This is a genomic window from Streptomyces sp. NPDC107550 (genome assembly GCF_055639095.1).
In genome coordinates this window covers 195,910-212,567 of sequence record NZ_JBVKBC010000005.1, presented here as the reverse complement: position 1 = coordinate 212,567, position 16,658 = coordinate 195,910, and the positions used below count along the sequence as shown (strand labels likewise).

At 71.3% G+C, this 16,658-nt stretch carries 14 protein-coding genes; 6 read left to right on the top strand and 8 right to left on the bottom strand.

Going from position 1 to position 16,658, the window contains the following annotated elements; all coding sequences use genetic code 11:
• Positions 1-14: 14 nt before the first annotated feature.
• Together ACZ7LY_RS10015 and ACZ7LY_RS10010 are read left to right on the top strand one after the other, a co-directional pair.
• Entirely contained in the window at positions 15-1,796 is a 1,782-nt protein-coding gene (locus tag ACZ7LY_RS10015) for a GAF domain-containing sensor histidine kinase (protein WP_471624033.1), read from the top strand.
• 223 nt (positions 1,797-2,019) lie between these two features.
• Positions 2,020-3,186, top strand: a complete 1,167-nt coding sequence (locus ACZ7LY_RS10010) for a M23 family metallopeptidase (RefSeq protein WP_471624032.1) — start codon at positions 2,020-2,022, stop codon at positions 3,184-3,186.
• A gap of 184 nt (positions 3,187-3,370) precedes the next feature.
• On the opposite strand, the gene ACZ7LY_RS10005 is transcribed toward ACZ7LY_RS10010, so the two are convergent.
• The 6 genes from ACZ7LY_RS10005 to ACZ7LY_RS09980 all read right to left on the bottom strand — a co-directional run bounded on the left by ACZ7LY_RS10005 (position 3,371) and on the right by ACZ7LY_RS09980 (position 9,873).
• The gene (locus ACZ7LY_RS10005) at positions 3,371-4,261 is read right to left on the bottom strand and encodes an HAD family hydrolase (RefSeq protein ID WP_471624031.1); all 891 of its coding nucleotides are present in this window, start codon (positions 4,259-4,261) and stop codon (positions 3,371-3,373) included.
• An 88-nt stretch (positions 4,262-4,349) separates the two neighbouring features.
• Positions 4,350-5,309 carry an LLM class flavin-dependent oxidoreductase gene (locus ACZ7LY_RS10000; RefSeq protein ID WP_471624030.1) on the bottom strand — a complete coding sequence of 320 codons (960 nt, stop codon included), beginning with the start codon at positions 5,307-5,309 and terminating at the stop codon, positions 4,350-4,352.
• Between the two features lie 107 nt (positions 5,310-5,416).
• Positions 5,417-5,869, bottom strand: coding sequence for a hypothetical protein (locus ACZ7LY_RS09995; protein WP_471624029.1), 453 nt, complete (start codon positions 5,867-5,869; stop codon positions 5,417-5,419).
• Between the two features lie 218 nt (positions 5,870-6,087).
• Positions 6,088-7,095: a MerR family transcriptional regulator gene (locus ACZ7LY_RS09990; RefSeq protein ID WP_471624028.1), complete on the bottom strand. Its 1,008-nt coding sequence runs from the start codon at positions 7,093-7,095 to the stop codon at positions 6,088-6,090.
• 157 nt (positions 7,096-7,252) lie between these two features.
• Positions 7,253-9,031, bottom strand: coding sequence for an SDR family oxidoreductase (locus ACZ7LY_RS09985; protein ID WP_471624027.1), 1,779 nt, complete (start codon positions 9,029-9,031; stop codon positions 7,253-7,255).
• Entirely contained in the window at positions 9,031-9,873 is an 843-nt protein-coding gene (locus tag ACZ7LY_RS09980; RefSeq protein ID WP_471624026.1) for a M24 family metallopeptidase, read from the bottom strand. Before ACZ7LY_RS09980 ends, ACZ7LY_RS09985 begins: the two co-directional genes overlap by 1 nt.
• A gap of 286 nt (positions 9,874-10,159) precedes the next feature.
• On the opposite strand from ACZ7LY_RS09980, the gene ACZ7LY_RS09975 reads away from it, so the two are divergent.
• Genes ACZ7LY_RS09975 through ACZ7LY_RS09960 form a run of 4 tightly spaced genes read left to right on the top strand, consistent with a single transcriptional unit; the run spans position 10,160 to position 13,717 of the window.
• Positions 10,160-11,158, top strand: coding sequence for an ABC transporter ATP-binding protein (locus ACZ7LY_RS09975; protein WP_471624025.1), 999 nt, complete (start codon positions 10,160-10,162; stop codon positions 11,156-11,158).
• A complete protein-coding gene (locus tag ACZ7LY_RS09970) occupies positions 11,148-12,080 on the top strand; it encodes an ABC transporter permease (RefSeq protein ID WP_471624024.1) in 933 nt (310 codons plus the stop codon). Before ACZ7LY_RS09975 ends, ACZ7LY_RS09970 begins: the two co-directional genes overlap by 11 nt.
• Positions 12,077-12,988 carry an ABC transporter ATP-binding protein gene (locus ACZ7LY_RS09965; protein WP_471624023.1) on the top strand — a complete coding sequence of 304 codons (912 nt, stop codon included), beginning with the start codon at positions 12,077-12,079 and terminating at the stop codon, positions 12,986-12,988. The genes ACZ7LY_RS09970 and ACZ7LY_RS09965 overlap by 4 nt, the downstream gene beginning before the upstream one ends.
• Before the next feature lie 9 nt (positions 12,989-12,997).
• Positions 12,998-13,717 carry an ABC transporter permease gene (locus ACZ7LY_RS09960; RefSeq protein WP_471624022.1) on the top strand — a complete coding sequence of 240 codons (720 nt, stop codon included), beginning with the start codon at positions 12,998-13,000 and terminating at the stop codon, positions 13,715-13,717.
• A gap of 166 nt (positions 13,718-13,883) precedes the next feature.
• Here ACZ7LY_RS09960 and ACZ7LY_RS09955 read toward each other — a convergent pair whose 3' ends face one another.
• The gene (locus tag ACZ7LY_RS09955; protein ID WP_471624021.1) at positions 13,884-14,708 is read right to left on the bottom strand and encodes an HAD family hydrolase; all 825 of its coding nucleotides are present in this window, start codon (positions 14,706-14,708) and stop codon (positions 13,884-13,886) included.
• Between the two features lie 24 nt (positions 14,709-14,732).
• Complete coding sequence (gene serS / locus ACZ7LY_RS09950; RefSeq protein ID WP_471624020.1) at positions 14,733-16,004, bottom strand: serine--tRNA ligase; 1,272 nt, start codon at positions 16,002-16,004, stop codon at positions 14,733-14,735.
• Positions 16,005-16,658 lie beyond the last annotated feature (654 nt).

Below are 16,658 nucleotides of genomic sequence, written 5' to 3'. Positions count from 1 at the left end.
TTAGGCTCAAAGACATGCCAGCTCCCTCGGACCACCGCCCCGCCTCCTCGCCGGAGTCCTCGACGCCCTCGACGTCCCCGCAGGCCCCGGCGTCCGCCGCGCCGTCCACGGACCCCGTGGAGGCGGCGACCCAGGCCACCCGCAGCCTTCAGGGGCTGTCCACGGAGCTGACCGCGCGGGTGCCGCAGCTCCTGGAGGCGATGCGGTCCGTCGGCACCGGTCTGGAGCTGCACTCCACGCTCGACCGCATCTGCGAGACGGCCGCCGAACTGGCCGACGCCAAGTACGCGGCCATCGGTGTCGTCTCGGAGGATCGCGACGGGCTCTCCGACTTCGTCTACTACGGCATCGACGACGTCACCGCCCGCCGTATCGGCCACCTGCCCGACGGCCACCGTGGACTGCTCGGCGCGCTCATCCACGACCCCGAGCCGATGCGCCTCGCCAACCTCGCCGACGACCCGCGCTCTTGCGGCTTCCCGGCGCACCACCCGCCGATGCGGACCTTCCTCGGCGTCCCGATCCGCGTCCAGGGCGAGATCTTCGGCAATCTCTACCTGACGGAGAAGAACGGCGGCGGGGAGTTCAACGACTACGACCTCAACATGGTCCGCGTCCTCGCCACCGAGGCCGGCATCGCCATCGGCAACGCGCGGCTGTACGAGGCGGCCAAGCAGCGCGAGCGCTGGATCGACGGTTCCGTGGCCGTGACCACCGCCCTGCTGTCCGGCGGGGACGCCGAGGACGCCCTCCAGGTCGTCGCCGAACAGGCCCGCCAGCTCTCGGAGTCGTCGGCCGGCATAGTGCTGCTGCCCGCCGACGACGGCGGCATGGAGATCGTCGCCGTCGCCTCCGAGAAGCCCCTGCCCGCGCTCGGTGTGATCGTGCCGCCGGAGAGCGAGATCGTCTCCGAACTCCTCGGCGGTGACGCGGTCTTCGTCGACGACGCGGCCTCCGACCCGCGCATGATGACGGACCTGGCGAGCGACTACGGGCCCGTCATGCTGCTGCCGTTGCAGAGCGACGGACGGGTGCTCGGCACGCTCGTGACGCCACGCGCGCGTGGCGCGCGCCCGTTCAGCGAGGCGGAGCGCACGCTCGCCGCCCAGTTCGCCTCGCAGGCCGCGCTCGCGCTGATGATGGCCGAGGCGCAGCGCGACCGGGAACGGCTCGCCGTCTTCGAGGACCGCGACCGCATCGCCCGCGACCTGCACGATCTCGTCATCCAGCGGCTGTTCGCCACGGGCATGATGCTGGAGAGCGCCCAGCGCCGGTCGGTGGTGCCCGAGGTGCAGGCCGGCATCGGCAAGTCCGTCGACGAGCTGGATGTCACCATCCAGGAGATCCGCACGGCGATCTTCGCCCTCCAGCAGGGGCCGGCCGAGGCGCCATCGGGGCTGCGCACACGCGTGCTGCGCGAGATCAACATGGCCGCCGTCCCGCTCGGCTTCAAGCCCTCGCACCGCTTCCTCGGCCCGGTCGACACGGTCGTCGGCGAACTCACCGGCAAGAACCTCATCGCCGCGCTGCGCGAGGCCCTCTCCAACGCGTTCCGGCATGCCGAGGCGACCAGGATCGAGGTCGTCGTGGACGCGACCGTGCTGCTGCCCGACGGGCGCCAGGGCGTACGCCTGTCGGTCGCGGACGACGGCGTCGGCATCCCCGAGGGCGGCCGGCGCAGCGGCCTGAAGAACCTCAAGCGCCGCGCGGAGTCCCTGGGCGGCGACAGTTGGTACGGCGCGGGCCTCGGCGAGGACGGGGGCGGCACGACGGTGGTGTGGCAGGCGCCTTACTAGGTGCTGCGGCCTGCTGGGCGGGCGTGTGGGGTGGGTCGGCTCCGGGGGAGGCCCTGGACCGCCTGAGTCCGTCCCCGGGGGCGCCGTCCCCGGAACCGTCCGCGCCCGCGAACCGCCCGTCCCCGGAACGGCCGTACGTCCCTGCGCCGTGCGGGGCACGTGTTCCCCCGGGCGCACGAGTCCGGCAGGAGGGCACGGCCCGGGCCGGGCAAGCATGCCAGTCATGCGTCCACGCCCCCGCCGGGCCCCGGCGACCCACGGCCTTCGCGCCCCGCGCGGCTGCCTCCTCGTCGCCGTACTGCTGTGCGCGCTGGCCGCCCCCGCCGGACCGCCCGCCGCCGCGAACCCGGCCGCCGACGCGCCCGCGCGCACGTACATCGCGCGCGCCGACGCCGCTGAGGCGGCGGAGGACAACGGAGCGGAGGAAAAGGCGGCGGAGGAGAAGGCGGCGGAGCCGAGCGCCGAGGTGGCCCGGCTGTACGAGGAGGCGTCGGCGGCGACCCAGCGCTACGAGGCGGGCCGCAGGGCCGCCACCGCGCAGCGCGCGACCGCCCTGCGGATGCGGCGCCTGCTCGACCGCGAGCGCCGCGCGAGCCTCGCCCTGCACAACGACCTCGGCCGGATCGCCCGCGCCCAGTACCGCAGCGGCGGCGACCTCCCCTTCACCGCGCAGATGCTGCTCGCCGCGGACCCGGAGGAGATGATGCACGGTCAGCGGGCCGTGTGGCAGGCGGACCTGGCGCTGAACAACGCCGTCGACAAGAGCCGCCGCGCCGAGGCGAGGCTCGCCGTCGGGCAGAGCAGGGCGCGGGCCGCATGGCGCTCCCTGGAGTCACGCACGGCGTCCCTGGCGGCCCTGAAGGCGGGCATCCAGAGCAAGCTGGAACGCGCGCAGGGCACCCTCCAGGGCCAGGCGGACCGCTCGGTCGCCGCGGGCCGCTGCCGAGGAGCGGTACGGCTGCGCCAGCCGAAATATCGCCCTACGCGCGCGTGGGTGCCGCCCGTCGAGCACTACACCCTGTCCGCCGGCTTCGACAGCGCCGGGGCGCACTGGGCCCACCGGCACACCGGGCAGGACTTCGCGGTCGGCATCGGCACCCCCGTACGGGCGGCCGGCGCTGGGCGCGTGGCGAGCGTGTCGTGCGGCGGCGCGTTCGGCATCGAGGTCCTGGTCCGGCACCCGGGCGGCTACTACACGCAGTACGCGCATCTGGCGGCCGCGGCCGTCGACCAGGGGGAGAAGGTCCGCACCGGGCAGTGGGTCGGCCAGTCCGGCACCACCGGCAACTCCACGGGCCCGCACCTCCACTTCGAGGTGCGGCTGACGCCGTATCTGGGCTCGGGGGTCGACCCGGTCCGGTGGTTCGCGGAGCGCGGGGTGCGGCTCTGAGCGCCGGCACGCGCGCGTAGTGGCACGTACGCCTGCACGCGCGCGCGTAGTGGCGCGTACGCCCTGCACGCGCGCGTAGGGACACGTACGGCCATCCACGCGCGCGTAGTGACACGTACGGTCCCTGCACGCGCGCCCGACTCTCGGAAGTGACGTTTCCGCAGGGCTGGAAATACGGCGGGGTCTACCGGGCGGCGAGGATCCGCTCGATGACGGCGGCGACGCCGTCCTCCTCGTTCGTCGCGGTCACCCCGGTCGCGGCGGCGAGGACGTCCGGGTGCGCGTTGCCCATCGCGTACGACGTGCCCGCCCAGGTCAGCATCTCCAGGTCGTTCGGCATGTCCCCGAAGGCGACGACCTCGGCGGCCGAGATGCCGCGCTGGCGGCAGGCGATCTCCAGGGTGCTCGCCTTGGACACGCCCCGGCCGCTGATCTCCAGCAGAGCGCTCGGGCTGGAGCGCGTGATCGCCGCCCGCCGGCCGACCGCAGCGCGGGCCAGCGTCAGGAACGCGTCGGGGGCCAGTTCCGGGTGGTACGCCAGCAGCTTGAGCACGGGCTGCTCACCGACGTCCGCGCCGTCCGGGTGCTCGGCGAGCAGCTTCTCGGCGGGGGCGACGCTCTCGCCCGGGTCGAGGTGCAGCGGCGGGTACGACGGCTCGTGGTGCAGCCCGCCGGTCCGCTCGACGGCGAACGCCGTGCCGGGCGCCGCCTCGCGCAGCACCCGTACGACCTCCAGCGCGTCCGGTACGGGCAGCTCGCGCACCGTGACGAACCGGTACCGGCCCGGGCCCTCGTGGAGATCGACGACGGCCGCGCCGTTACCGCAGATGGCCAGGCCATGGCCGTGCACATGGGCGCTGACCACATCCATCCAGCGCGCCGGCCTGCCGGTCACGAAGAACACCTCAAGACCCGCTTCCTCAGCGGCGGCGAGCGCGGCGACCGTACGTGGAGAAACGGTTTTGTCGTCGTGCAGCAGAGTGCCGTCGAGATCCGTGGCGATCAGCCGAGGCGCGCTGGGGGCCGCGGTGCGGGGCCCGGGAGTCGATGAGGTCACCGCCCCATGGTCGCGCATATGCGTGCACGGGCGTGCGGCGGGTCGCGCAGATGAGTGCGGTTCTGTCGCAGGCGACCCGCCTGTCCCGGGCGTGGAGGAACGGTTTTCAGCCGAGTTGTGCGAGGGCCTCCGTGGCGATCGACTCGAAGACCTTCTGGTCGGCCGCGAAGTCGGTCCCGGGGATCGGCCAGTGCAGCACCAGCTCAGTGAAGCCCAGCTCGTGGTGGGTGCCGGCGAAGTCCACGAACGCGTCCACGGACTCCAGCGGGCGGCCCCGGTCCGGCGTGAACCCGGTCAGCAGCACCTTGTCCATGGCGTCCGCGTCCCGGCCGATCTCCGCACACGCGGCGGACAGCTTCTCGATCTGCCCGCGAATGGCTTGAACCGACTGCTCGGGCGTCCCCGCCGCGAACAGCTTCGGGTCGCCCGTCGTCACCCACGCCTGCCCGTGCCGCGCCGCGAGCCGCAGCCCGCGCGGGCCCGTCGCGGCCACCGCGAACGGCAGCCGGGGGCGCTGCACACAGCCCGGGATGTTCTGCGCTGCGCCCGCGGAGTAGAAGGTGCCGTCGTACGAGACGCCCTCCTTGCCGTCCTCGGTCAGCAGCCGGTCCAGCAGCGGCACGAACTCCGCGAACCGGTCCGCCCGCTCCCGCGGCGTCCACGGCTCCTGCCCGCTCGCGGCGAGCGCGGTCGCGTCGAAACCGGTGCCACCGGCGCCGATGCCCAGGGTGATCCGGCCGCCGGAGATGTCGTCGAGCGAGATCAGCTCCTTGGCGAGCGTGACCGGGTGCCGGAAATTCGGCGAGGTCACAAGCGTGCCCAGGCGCAGCCGCTCGGTCGCGCAGGCGGCGGCGGTCAGCGTCGGCACGGCGCCGAACCACGGCCCGTCCCGGAACGGCACCCGCCACGACAGATGGTCGTACGTGTACGCGGTGTGGAAACCGAGCTGCTCGGCGCGCACCCACGCGTCACGGGCGCCCTCGTGCCAGCGGCGGTAGGGCAGGATCACGGTGCTCAGGCGGAGCGGGGGGCGGTGCGCGGTGCGGTGCGGGGCGGTGTCACTCATGCAGGCGAGCGTATGCGCCCGGGGCACGTGGCGCCCGTGGGCCCGCGCCGCCTGCGGGTATGTGCCGCCTGTGGGTATGTGCCGCAGCCGGTGCCCTGGCCGGCAGATCAGCGCAGGTGGCTCGTCATCCATGGGGTGAGCGACATGATCGGCAGGTACTCCTTGTACGTACGGTCGCCGGGCAGCGGCACGACGAGCCGGTACCCGGGCGGGAACCGCTTCGTCCGCACGTGCGCGAGCCCCTCGTAGCAGGAGCGCAGGAAGGCGGGCACCTCCTCGCGCGGCACGTCGTCGAAGGCGATGCCCTCGACTGTGATCTGCGCATCGTCCTCCGGGTACAGCCGTACGTCGATCCGCGGCGAGCCGCCCAGCTCGATGTACGCCTCGTGCGGCAGCGAACCGTCCCCGTCGGTCGTCACGCCGACGCCCGCGGCGGAGCGGCGCGAGGTCTGGTCGGCGCCGATGTCGTGGGTCACCTCGACGGCGAGCGAGAACTCCCGGGCGAGGGCGCGTACAGCCTCGACGGCGGCTTCCGTGGTGGGCAGATGCGGGTGGTCCATGCCGCCGATCCTGCCCGAGCGGCCCGGGGTGCGGCCAGCGTGGTCCGCCGGTACGTTCGACTGGGCAGGTGAAGTCACTCGCCGTGCACCTGGATTTCCGCCGGGCTTCCGTCGCTGATGTCGACTCGCATGTTTGATCCACAGCCAAGTGCAGTTATCCACAGGCTAATTGGCGATTCTGTGGACAACTGCGCTGCGATAAAGGGCTTTTGATCAACTTAGTTATGCTGTGGGCGATTTGACGCCAATGCATCCAATGTCCTTGCCTGCACCTCCCGTTCGGCGGCGACAGCGACAAACTCCGCGACGTTCTCCTCCCCAACAAGCCTGCGCACAGCCCGAATCGTCTCGGCCGGAAGCCGCACCGACTGCGGCGCGTCGGCTGACCGCACCGTCGGCCCCTCCGCGAGATGCCGGTGCAGGTGCTGCGTGGCGAACCTCCGCATAGCCCGAGCCAGTTCGGCATCGACCGACTGCTGCGCCAGCGGTCTCAGTCGCCGTACGAGCGCTGCCGCCTCGGCGGCTTCCGCGTCGGTCGGCGGCTGCGGACCCAAATAGCGCGCGAACACATGCTCGGTCGTGAACTCCAGGAAACGGGCGGCGATATGCTCGATCTGTCCCCTCAACTCCCGCAAATGGTCCGAGATCGCCGCCAGCGGGACCCCTGCCGCGTGCAACTCCGCTGCCACCGCCAGCTCTTGAGGGCTCGGCACCAGGAACTCGTCGTCCCTGCCCGGCACCCGCTCCAGCACCCCCAGTTCGATCGCGTCCCGTACGGCGGCCTCCGCCGCGGTCAGTCCCTCCGACAGCTCCTCCGCCGACCCCCCTTGCGAACTCGGCGTGCTCTGCCCGTCGTTCGCCGCCGCCGGGCCGACGCCGAACGTCTCGTCCAGCTCCGCGCGCGTGATCCGCCCCGCCCGCTCGTCCGTCCACGGCCCGTCCACCTCGGCGACCAGACCGAGCACCCCGCCGAGACCCCGGCCAGCGTCCCACGCCTCCAGCAACTCCTTGATGGAGGCCAGTGTGTAACCGCGGTCCAGGAGGTCCGCGATCTGCCGCAACCTGGCCAGATGCGTGTCGGTGTATACATTGGCCCGGCCGCGTCGCTCGGGCCGGGGCAACAGCCCGCGGTCCTGATAGGCGCGGATCGTGCGCACCGTGGCGCCACTGTGATGCGCCAGGTCCTCGATGCGGTACTCCGCGACCTCGGCCGACTGCTCCGTCACACCTCACGCCCCTCGGTCGTACGTCCCCGCTGCCCGGCCCACGTCCGTTATCCGCCCGCGCCCGTCACCGGCCCACGTCCGTTATCCCCCGCGCCCGTCACTGGCCCGGCCCCTCCTGCGAGGGATCGTACGGCCGGCGCCGGGCCCGGGGCGCCGCTCACACCGGCGGCTGGAGCCGGGCGACGGCCCGCAACGCGCGCGGCGTGAAGCGGGACATGAAGTGGGCGCCGCGCGCCTCGGGCGTGACCGGGACGACCGCCTTGTCGCGCGCCACGGCGTCCAGGATCGCGTCGGCGACCTTCTCCGGCGGGTAGTTGCGCAGGCCGTACAGGCGCGAGGACTTCTTCTGGCGGCGCTTCTCCTCCTCCGCGTCGGCGCCGGCGAAACGGGCCGTGGCCGTGATGTTGGTGTTGACGAGGCCGGGGCATATCGCGGAGACGCCGATGCCCTGACCCGCCAGCTCCGCGCGCAGACACTCGCTGAGCATGAGGACGGCCGCCTTGGACGTGGAGTACGCGGGGAGCACCTTGGAGGGCTGGAACGCGGCAGCCGACGCCGTGTTGACGATGTGCCCGCCCTGGCCGCGCTCCGCCATCTGCCGCCCGAACAGCCGGCAGCCGTGGATGACGCCCCACAGATTGACGTCCAGGACCTTCTTCCAGTCCTGGGTGGAGGTGTCGAAGAACGAGCCCGACAGGCCGATGCCCGCGTTGTTCACGAGGACGTCCACCACGCCGTACTCCCTCGCCACCTTCTCGGCGAGCTTCTCCATGGCCTGCTCGTCGGCCACGTCCACGACCTCGTCCCAGGCGTCGGCCGCTCCGAGCAGCCGGGCCATCTCGGCGGTGCGCGCGGCGCTCTCCGCGTCCCGGTCCACCGCGATCACCCGCGCGCCGGCCTCCGCGAACGCGAACGCCGTGGCCCGGCCGATCCCGCTGCCCGCCCCCGTCACCAGGACGAGCCGCCCGCCGAAGCGCTCCGCGTACTTGCCGTCGGGCGCCTGCTTACGGGGAGCCCCGGCGGCCCGCTCCTCCTGCGCGGTGACGAACTCGCCGATCCACGCGGTGAGCTGGTCGGGCCGGGTACGGGGTATCCAGTGTTTGGCCGGCAGCGAGCGGCGCGTCAGATCCGGCGCCCACCGCTCCAGGTCGTCGTAGAGCTGGGGCGACAGGAAGGCGTCGCCGAGCGGCGTGATGAGCTGCACGGGCGCGTGCGCGTACGCGTCCTCGCGGGGACGGGACAGGCGGGCGCGCACATTGTCCCGGTAGAGCCAGGCGCCGTGCGCGGCGTCCGTGGGCAGCGACGGCGTCGGGTAGTCGCCGGCCGGGACACGCTCCACGCGCTCCAGGATGCCGGGCCAGCGCTTGCCGAGCGGGCCGCGCCAGGCCAGTTCCGGCAGCACGGGCGTGTGCAGCATGTACACGTACCAGGACTTGGCGCCCTGGCCGAGGAGCTGGCCCACCTTGCGGGGCGTGGGCCGCTTCATGCGGCGCTTGATCCAGTGCCCGAAGTGGTCGAGGGAGGGGCCGGACATCGAGGTGAACGACGCGACGCGTCCCTCGGTGCGGGGGACGGTGACGAACTCCCACGCCTGCACCGAACCCCAGTCGTGGCCCACGAGATGGACCGGCGCGTCCGGGCTGACCTCGTCGACGACGGCGAGGAAGTCGTCGGTCAGCTTCTCCAGCGTGAAGCCGCCGCGCAGGGGTGTCGGCGCGGTGGAACGGCCCATGCCGCGCACGTCGTAGAGCACGACGTGGAAGCGGTCGGCGAGGCGCGTGGCCACCTCCGACCACACCTCCTTGGAGTCCGGGTAGCCGTGCACGAGGACGACCGTGGGCCGCGCCGCGTCGCCCAGCTCGACCACGCACAGCTCGATCCCGCCTGTGCGCACCCGGCGCTCGCGCGCTCCGTGCAGCGTCGTCAGGTCCGTCATCAGATGTCCTCCGCCCAGCGCCGCACATGCGGCAGATCGTCGTCCAGCCAGAAGGCGCTCTGCTCGGGGTCCTTGGAGTCGGTGACGACGAGGATCTCCTCGAACTTGGCGCCGGTGCCGCGGAATCCCAGGTGCGGCTCGACCGCCCACAGGCCGGGTCTGGGCGGGTGGTCGGAGAAGCGGTACGGCGACCAGAGCGGCGACCAGCCGTCCCGGTGACCATGCAGCGCGTCGCTCGCCAGGCCCTTGAGGGACTGGAGTCCGAAACCGAACAGCGTGGGGTTCACCCGGCGCTCGCGGACGCGGTCGATCTTGTGCGCGATGACGCCGAAGGGGTACGCCCGATGCCGGTTCGCATATCCCTGGCGGACCATCAGGCGGTCCACGTCCTCGTATATCTCCCGCAGTGTGCGGCGTTCGCGGACCTCGCGCAGGATCAGCTCGCGGTGCGCGCCCAGGTCCGACAGGAGCTTGTCGTGCAGGGGATCGAGGCCGAGGCAGCCCGAGTAGCCGATGTCGGCCGTGAAGCCGTTGTGCACGGGGGCCATGTCGAGGATGAAGGGCATGCCCGCCTCGAGCCGGCGGTTCGTGGGGAAGAACTGCAAGGGCACACGGAAGTTCACGAAGGCCGTGCGGTCCCCGAACCAGGCGAACGGCAGATGGAACCAGTCCCGCACCCCCCGCTCGCGCAGCCACTCCCGCTGCATCCGCGCGGCCTCGCGCTCGGTGACGCCGGGCTTGAGCTGGGCAGCGACCGCCTCGGCGCAGGCGTACGCGAGCCTTTGGACTTCCCGGAATCCCCGCAGCTCCGCGGAGAGTTCCCCTACTGCTGCAGAGGTCATGCCACCGTCCGTCCGTGTCCCGGCCGCCCGTGACCGGGCGGTCGCCGTACGCGCTCGTAACTTGACACTGATGAATGTGACAATGCCTGGCGGCGGCGTCAAGGGGTCGGCGGAAGACTGTGGAAAACCCTGCGGTTGTGCACAACGCCGCCACCCTTACGCGCCGACCCCGAGGCCCGATGCGATACCCGGGTACGACCCCTAGGGCCTTGTAATACTCAGGTCTTACACGAGGTCGACCCCAGGGTCTGACGACTGGTGTGGCGTGCGCCACTACCTTCGAATCGTGACTGTGATCGCAACCGAAAGCCTGAGCAAGCGGTTCCCCCGGGTGACCGCTCTTGACCGGCTGACCATGGACATCGAGCCCGGGGTGACCGGACTCGTCGGAGCCAATGGAGCCGGCAAGTCCACCATGATCAAGATCCTGCTGGGTCTGTCCCCCGCCTCGGAGGGCCGTGCCGAAGTGCTCGGGCTCGACGTTGCGACCAAGGGCGCCGAGATCCGCGAGCGCGTCGGGTACATGCCCGAGCATGACTGCCTGCCACCCGACGTCTCGGCCACCGAGTTCGTCGTCCACATGGCACGCATGTCGGGCCTGCCGCCCACCGCGGCCCGCGAGCGCACCGCGGACACCCTGCGCCACGTCGGTCTGTACGAGGAGCGCTACCGCCCCATCGGCGGCTACTCGACGGGCATGAAGCAGCGCGTGAAGCTCGCCCAGGCCCTCGTCCACGACCCCCAACTGGTCTTCCTGGACGAGCCGACGAACGGCCTGGACCCCTCGGGCCGCGACGACATGCTCGATCTGATCCGCCGCGTCCACTCCGACTTCGGCATCTCCGTCCTCGTCACCTCCCACCTGCTCGGCGAGCTGGAGCGCACCTGCGACCACGTCGTCGTCATCGACGGCGGCAAGCTGCTGCGCGCCAGCTCCACCAAGGACTTCACCCAGTCCACCGCCACCCTCGCCATCGAGGTCACCGACAGCGACACGCACCCCGACGGCACCCGGGCCCTGCGCGACGCCCTCGCCCTGCGCGGCATCGAGACCGGCACCGGCGGCGAACTGCCCGGCGCGGGCCACACCCTCCTCGTCACCGCCCAGGGCGAGGAGACGTACGACATCGTGCGCGACACCGTCGCCGACCTCGGCCTCGGCCTGGTCCGTATGGAGCAGCGCCGGCACCACATCGCCGAGGTTTTCCGCCCGGCGGAGACCCGGCCGGAGCAGCTCACCTCCGCGGCGGCACAGCAGACGGGAGCCCGCTCCGATGACCACTGACCCCACGACTACCGGCCCGACGACCGCAGGACAGAGCCTGGCGGACCGCGCGTCCACCCAGATCCACAACATCGGCTACCGCCACTACGACGGCCAGCGCCTCGGCCGGGCCTACGCACGCCGCTCGCTGTACTCGCAGAGCCTGCGCGGCGCGTACGGCCTCGGGCGCTCGGTGAAGTCGAAGGTGCTCCCGATGCTCCTCTTCGTCGTGATGTGCCTGCCCGCGCTGATCATGGTCGCGGTCGCCGTCGCCACGAAGGCCAAGGACCTCCCCGTCGACTACACGCGCTACGCGATCCTCCTCCAGGCCGTCATCGGCCTCTACGTCGCCTCCCAGGCACCCCAGGCGGTCTCGCGCGACCTGCGCTTCAAGACCGTCCCCCTGTACTTCTCCCGCCCCATCGAGCGCGTCGACTACGTCGTGGCGAAGTACGCCGCGCTGGCGTCCGCCCTCTTCGTGCTCACCGCCGCGCCGCTCGTCATCCTGTACGCAGGTGCTCTGCTCGCCAAGCTGGACTTCGGCGACCAGACCCGAGGATTCGCCGAAGGACTGGTCTCCGTGGCGCTGCTGTCCCTGCTGTTCGCCGGCATCGGGCTCGTCGTCTCCGCCGTCACCCCGCGCCGCGGCTTCGGCATCGCCGCCGTCGTCGCCGTGCTGACCATCCCCTATGGCGCGATCAGCACCGTCCAGGCCATCGCCTTCTCCCAGGACAACGCGAGCGCGGTCACCTGGCTCGGCCTCTTCTCGCCGATCACCCTCATCGACGGCGTCCAGACCGCGTTCCTCGGCGCTGCCTCCAGCTTCCCCGGCGCGCACGGCCCGTCCGCCGGCCTCGGAGCCCTGTACCTGCTCGTCGTCCTCGCGCTCATCGCCGGCTCCTACGGACTGCTGATGCGCCGCTACCGGAAGGTGGGGCTGTGACCACCCTCGAAATCGACCACGTCTCCCGCTGGTTCGGCAACGTCGTCGCCGTCAACGACATCACCATGACCATCGGCCCCGGCGTCACCGGCCTGCTCGGACCGAACGGCGCGGGCAAGTCCACCCTCATCAACATGATGGGCGGCTTCCTCGCCCCGTCGAACGGGACGGTCACCCTCGACGGCCGGCAGATCTGGCGCAACGAACAGATCTACCGCGACCTCGGCCTCGTACCCGAGCGGGAGGCCATGTACGACTTCCTCACCGGCCGTGAATTCGTCGTGGCCAACGCGGAGTTGCAGGGCCTCGGCGCGAAGGAGGCGCAGCGCGCGCTCGCCACCGTCGAGATGGAGTACGCGCAGGACCGCAAGATCTCCACGTACTCCAAGGGCATGCGGCAGCGGGTCAAGATGGCCTCCGCGCTCGTGCACGAACCGTCGGTGCTGCTCCTGGACGAACCGTTCAACGGCATGGACCCGCGCCAGCGCATGCAACTCATGGACCTGCTGCGGAGCATGGGGGACGAGGGCCGCACCGTCCTGTTCTCCTCGCACATCCTCGAAGAGGTCGAGCAACTCGCCTCGCACATCGAGGTCATCGTGGCCGGACGGCACGCGGCCAGCGGCGACTTCCGCAAGATCCGCCGGCTGATGACCGACCGGCCGCACCGCTACCTCATCCGCTCCAGCGACGACCGCGCCCTCGCGGCGGCCCTCATCGCGGACCCGTCGACCGCGGGCATCGAAGTCGACCTGACGGAAGGCGCGTTGCGGGTCCAGGCCGTCGACTTCGGACGGTTCACCACCCTGCTCCCCGAGGTCGCGCGGGCGCATGGCATCCGGCTCCTCACGGTCTCGCCGTCCGACGAGTCCCTCGAGTCCGTCTTCTCGTATCTCGTCGCGGCGTAGGAGGCCCTGATGTACGACCCCACTGTCGCCCGGCTCACCTACCGGGCGCTGCTCGGCCGGCGCCGGGCCCTCATCCTGTTCGCGCTGCCCGTGCTGCTCATCGTGATCGCCGGGCTGGTGCGGGGGCTGACCGGAGCCGACGACCAGACCGCGGTCGATGTCCTCGGCGGGTTCGCCCTCGCCACGATGGTGCCGCTGATCGGTGTCATCGCCGGTACGGGGGCGATCGGGCCGGAGATCGACGACGGTTCCGTGGTCTATCTGCTGTCCAAGCCGGTCAAGCGGCCCACGATCATCTTCACCAAGCTCATCGTCGCCATCGGCGTCACCATGGTCTTCTCCGCGGTCCCGACGCTGATCGCGGGGCTGATCCTCAATGGCAACGGGCAGCAGATCGCCGTCGCCTACACGATCGCGGCGCTGGTCGCGTCCATCGCGTACGCCGCGATCTTCCTGCTCCTCGGGACGGTCACCCGGCACGCCGTCGTCTTCGGGCTCGTCTACGCGCTGGTGTGGGAGGCGCTGTTCGGTTCGCTCGTCGCGGGGGCGCGGACCCTCAGCGTGCAGCAGTGGGCGCTCGCCGTCGCGCAGAAGGTCGCCGGTGGGGATCTCGTGAGTTCGGATGTGGGGCTGCCCGCGGCGACGGTGTTGCTGGTTGTCGTGACCGTGCTTGCCACTTGGTATGCGGGGCAGCGGTTGCGGGCGTTGACCCTGGCCGGGGAGGAGTAGGCGTAGGGCGCCGGGCGCGTCGGAGTCTCCGGGTTCTGCCCGGTTGGCCTCGGCGTGCGCGGTTCCTCGCGCCCCTTTTCGGGGTTGGCCTCGGCCGAGATTCCGGGTCCGGCCGGCTGACCTTGGCGTGCGCGGTTCCTCGCGCCCCTTCGGCGGGCGGGGTTGGTTACGGGAGTAGGCGGGTCAGGGTTTGGGCGATGCCGTCGTTCTCGTTGGAGGACGTGACCTCGTCGGCGACAGCCTTCAGCTCCGCGTGGGCGTTCTCCATGGCGACGCCGTAGGACGCCCAGCCGAACATCGGGACGTCGTTGGGCATGTCGCCGAAGGCGATCGTGTCGACGGCCTTGGCGCCGAGGCGGCGGGCGGCCAGGGACAGCCCCGTCGCCTTCGTGAGCCCGAGCGGCAGCAGTTCGACGATGCCCTCGCCGGCCATGGTGACGCCCACCAGGTCACCGGCGACGGCCCGCGCGACCGCCGCGAGTTCGTCGTCGGTGAGGGTGGGGTGCTGGACGTACACCTTGTTGAGCGGGGCGGCCCACAGGTCGGAGACGTCGGTGAACGGGGTGACGGGGAGCGGCCCCTCCGTCACCTGGTAGCCGGGGCCGACGATGACGTCCCCCTCGATGCCGTCGCGGCTCGCGGCGAGCGCCAGCGGACCCGTCTCGGCCTCGATCTTCGACAGGGCGAGCCCCGCGAGCTGGCGGTCCAGCGTCACGGACGTGAGCAGCCGGTGCTCCCCCGCGTGGTACACCTGCGCGCCCTGCCCGCACACCGCGAGCCCCTCGTAGCCGAGGTCGTCGAGGATGTGGCGGGTCCAGGCCACGGACCTGCCGGTCACGACGATGTGCGCGGCGCCCGCCGCGGTGACCGCGGCGAGGGCGTCCCGGGTGCGCGCCGAGACCGTGTGGTCGGAGCGCAGCAGCGTCCCGTCGAGGTCGGTGGCGACGAGCTTGTAGGGGAAGGCGGGTGCGGAGGGAGCGGGCTGGCTCACTTGGTGATCGGCTCCAGACAGCGGTTACTTGGGGTCAAGAGTGGCGCGTCCCCCGAGGTACGGCCGCAGCATCTCCGGCACGCGCACGGAGCCGTCGGCCTGCTGGTGATTCTCCAGGATGGCGACGATCGTGCGGGGGACCGCGCACAGCGTGCCGTTCAGCGTGGCCAGCGGCTGGACCTTCTTGCCGTCGCGCATGCGGATGGAGAGCCGGCGCGCCTGGAAGCCGTCGCAGTTCGACGCGGACGTCAGCTCGCGGTACTTGCCCTGCGTCGGGATCCACGCCTCGCAGTCGAACTTGCGGGAGGCCGAGGCGCCGAGGTCACCGGTGGCGACGTCGATCACCTGGAACGGCAGCTCAAGCGCGGTCAGCCACTGCTTCTCCCACTCCAGCAGGCGCCGGTGCTCGTTCTCCGCGTCCGCGGGATCGACGTACGAGAACATCTCGACCTTGTCGAACTGGTGGACGCGGAAGATGCCGCGGGTGTCCTTGCCGTACGTGCCCGCCTCGCGCCGGAAGCAGGGGGAGAAGCCGGCGTAGCGCAGCGGGAGCTGGTCCGCGTCGACGATCTCGTCCATGTGGTACGCGGCGAGCGGGACCTCGGAGGTGCCGACGAGGTAGTAGTCGTCCTTCTCCAGGTGGTACACGTTCTCCGCGGCCTGGCCGAGGAAGCCGGTGCCCTCCATGGCGCGCGGGCGCACCAGAGCGGGGGTCAGCATGGGCGTGAAGCCGGCCTCGGTGGCCTGCGCGATCGCCGCGTTGACCAGGGCCAGCTCCAGCAGGGCGCCGACGCCGGTCAGGTAGTAGAAGCGCGAGCCGGAGACCTTCGCGCCGCGCTCGACGTCGATGGCGCCGAGCGCCTCGCCCAGCTCCAGGTGGTCCTTGGGCTCGAAGCCCTCGGCGCCGAAGTCGCGGATCGTGCCGTGCGTCTCCAGGACGACGAAGTCCTCTTCGCCGCCGCGCGGGACGTCGGCGTGCACGATGTTCCCGAGCTGGAGGGCGAGACGCTGGGTCTCCTCCTCGGCGTCGCGCTGCTCGGCCTCGGCGGCCTTGACCGCGGCGGACAGCTCGCCGGTCCTCTTCAGCAGCTCCTGGCGCTCCTCGGGGGAGGCCTTGGGGATCAGCTTGCCGAGCGACTTCTGCTCGGAGCGCAGTTCGTCGAAGCGGAGACCGGACGACCTGCGCCGCTCGTCGGCGGACAGGACGGCGTCGACGAGCGCGACGTCCTCTCCACGGGCGCGCTGGGAGGCGCGAACACGGTCGGGGTCCTCACGGAGCAGGCGAAGGTCAATCACCCCTCAAGGCTACCGGTGCGCGCTTCGGGCTCACGACCCGATATCCGTTGCGCCGCTTTGCGCCCTATTTGTCGGAATGTGAATCAATGGGGGAATGCGCCCGCGCGCCGCGTCAATAAAACCGGTCGATTTCCCTGGAAAGAGGCAGGCGTCGGGTGTCGCCTTGACGTGATTCCCTTGCGGCGGGCGGGACTTGGGCGGCTGTTGTCCACAGTGATCCACAGTGTGCGGCCCCCTCGAAAAGTTATCCACAGGCTGTGAGAAAGTGCTGTGGATGCCGGAGGGGTGAGTCCCGAAAGCCGCATCCGGTGCGAACGGTTCCCGATCCAAACCCGACCCATGCTCACTTTCGGGGGGATACCCGTCACTCCAAAGCGTTGATCGCCGTAAACAGGTGGACGAGGGGTGACGTGGGGGACTGTGGACGATCTTGTGCGCTGTAGGGCGATTTGTCGACCATGTCACGCCTTCCTGTCGACTTGTCCCCAGGTCGAGAAGGTCACCTGTGGATAACTCTTGTGGACGAAGAAAATCCGCTGGTAGGACCGGGTGCGCGCGCACGAAGAACCCGGGCCCGGCGGTGGAGAACCCGGGCCCGGCGGTGCCGTACGAACGGCAGGGGTGGCGGCGCCGTACGAACGCGCGGGGTGGCAG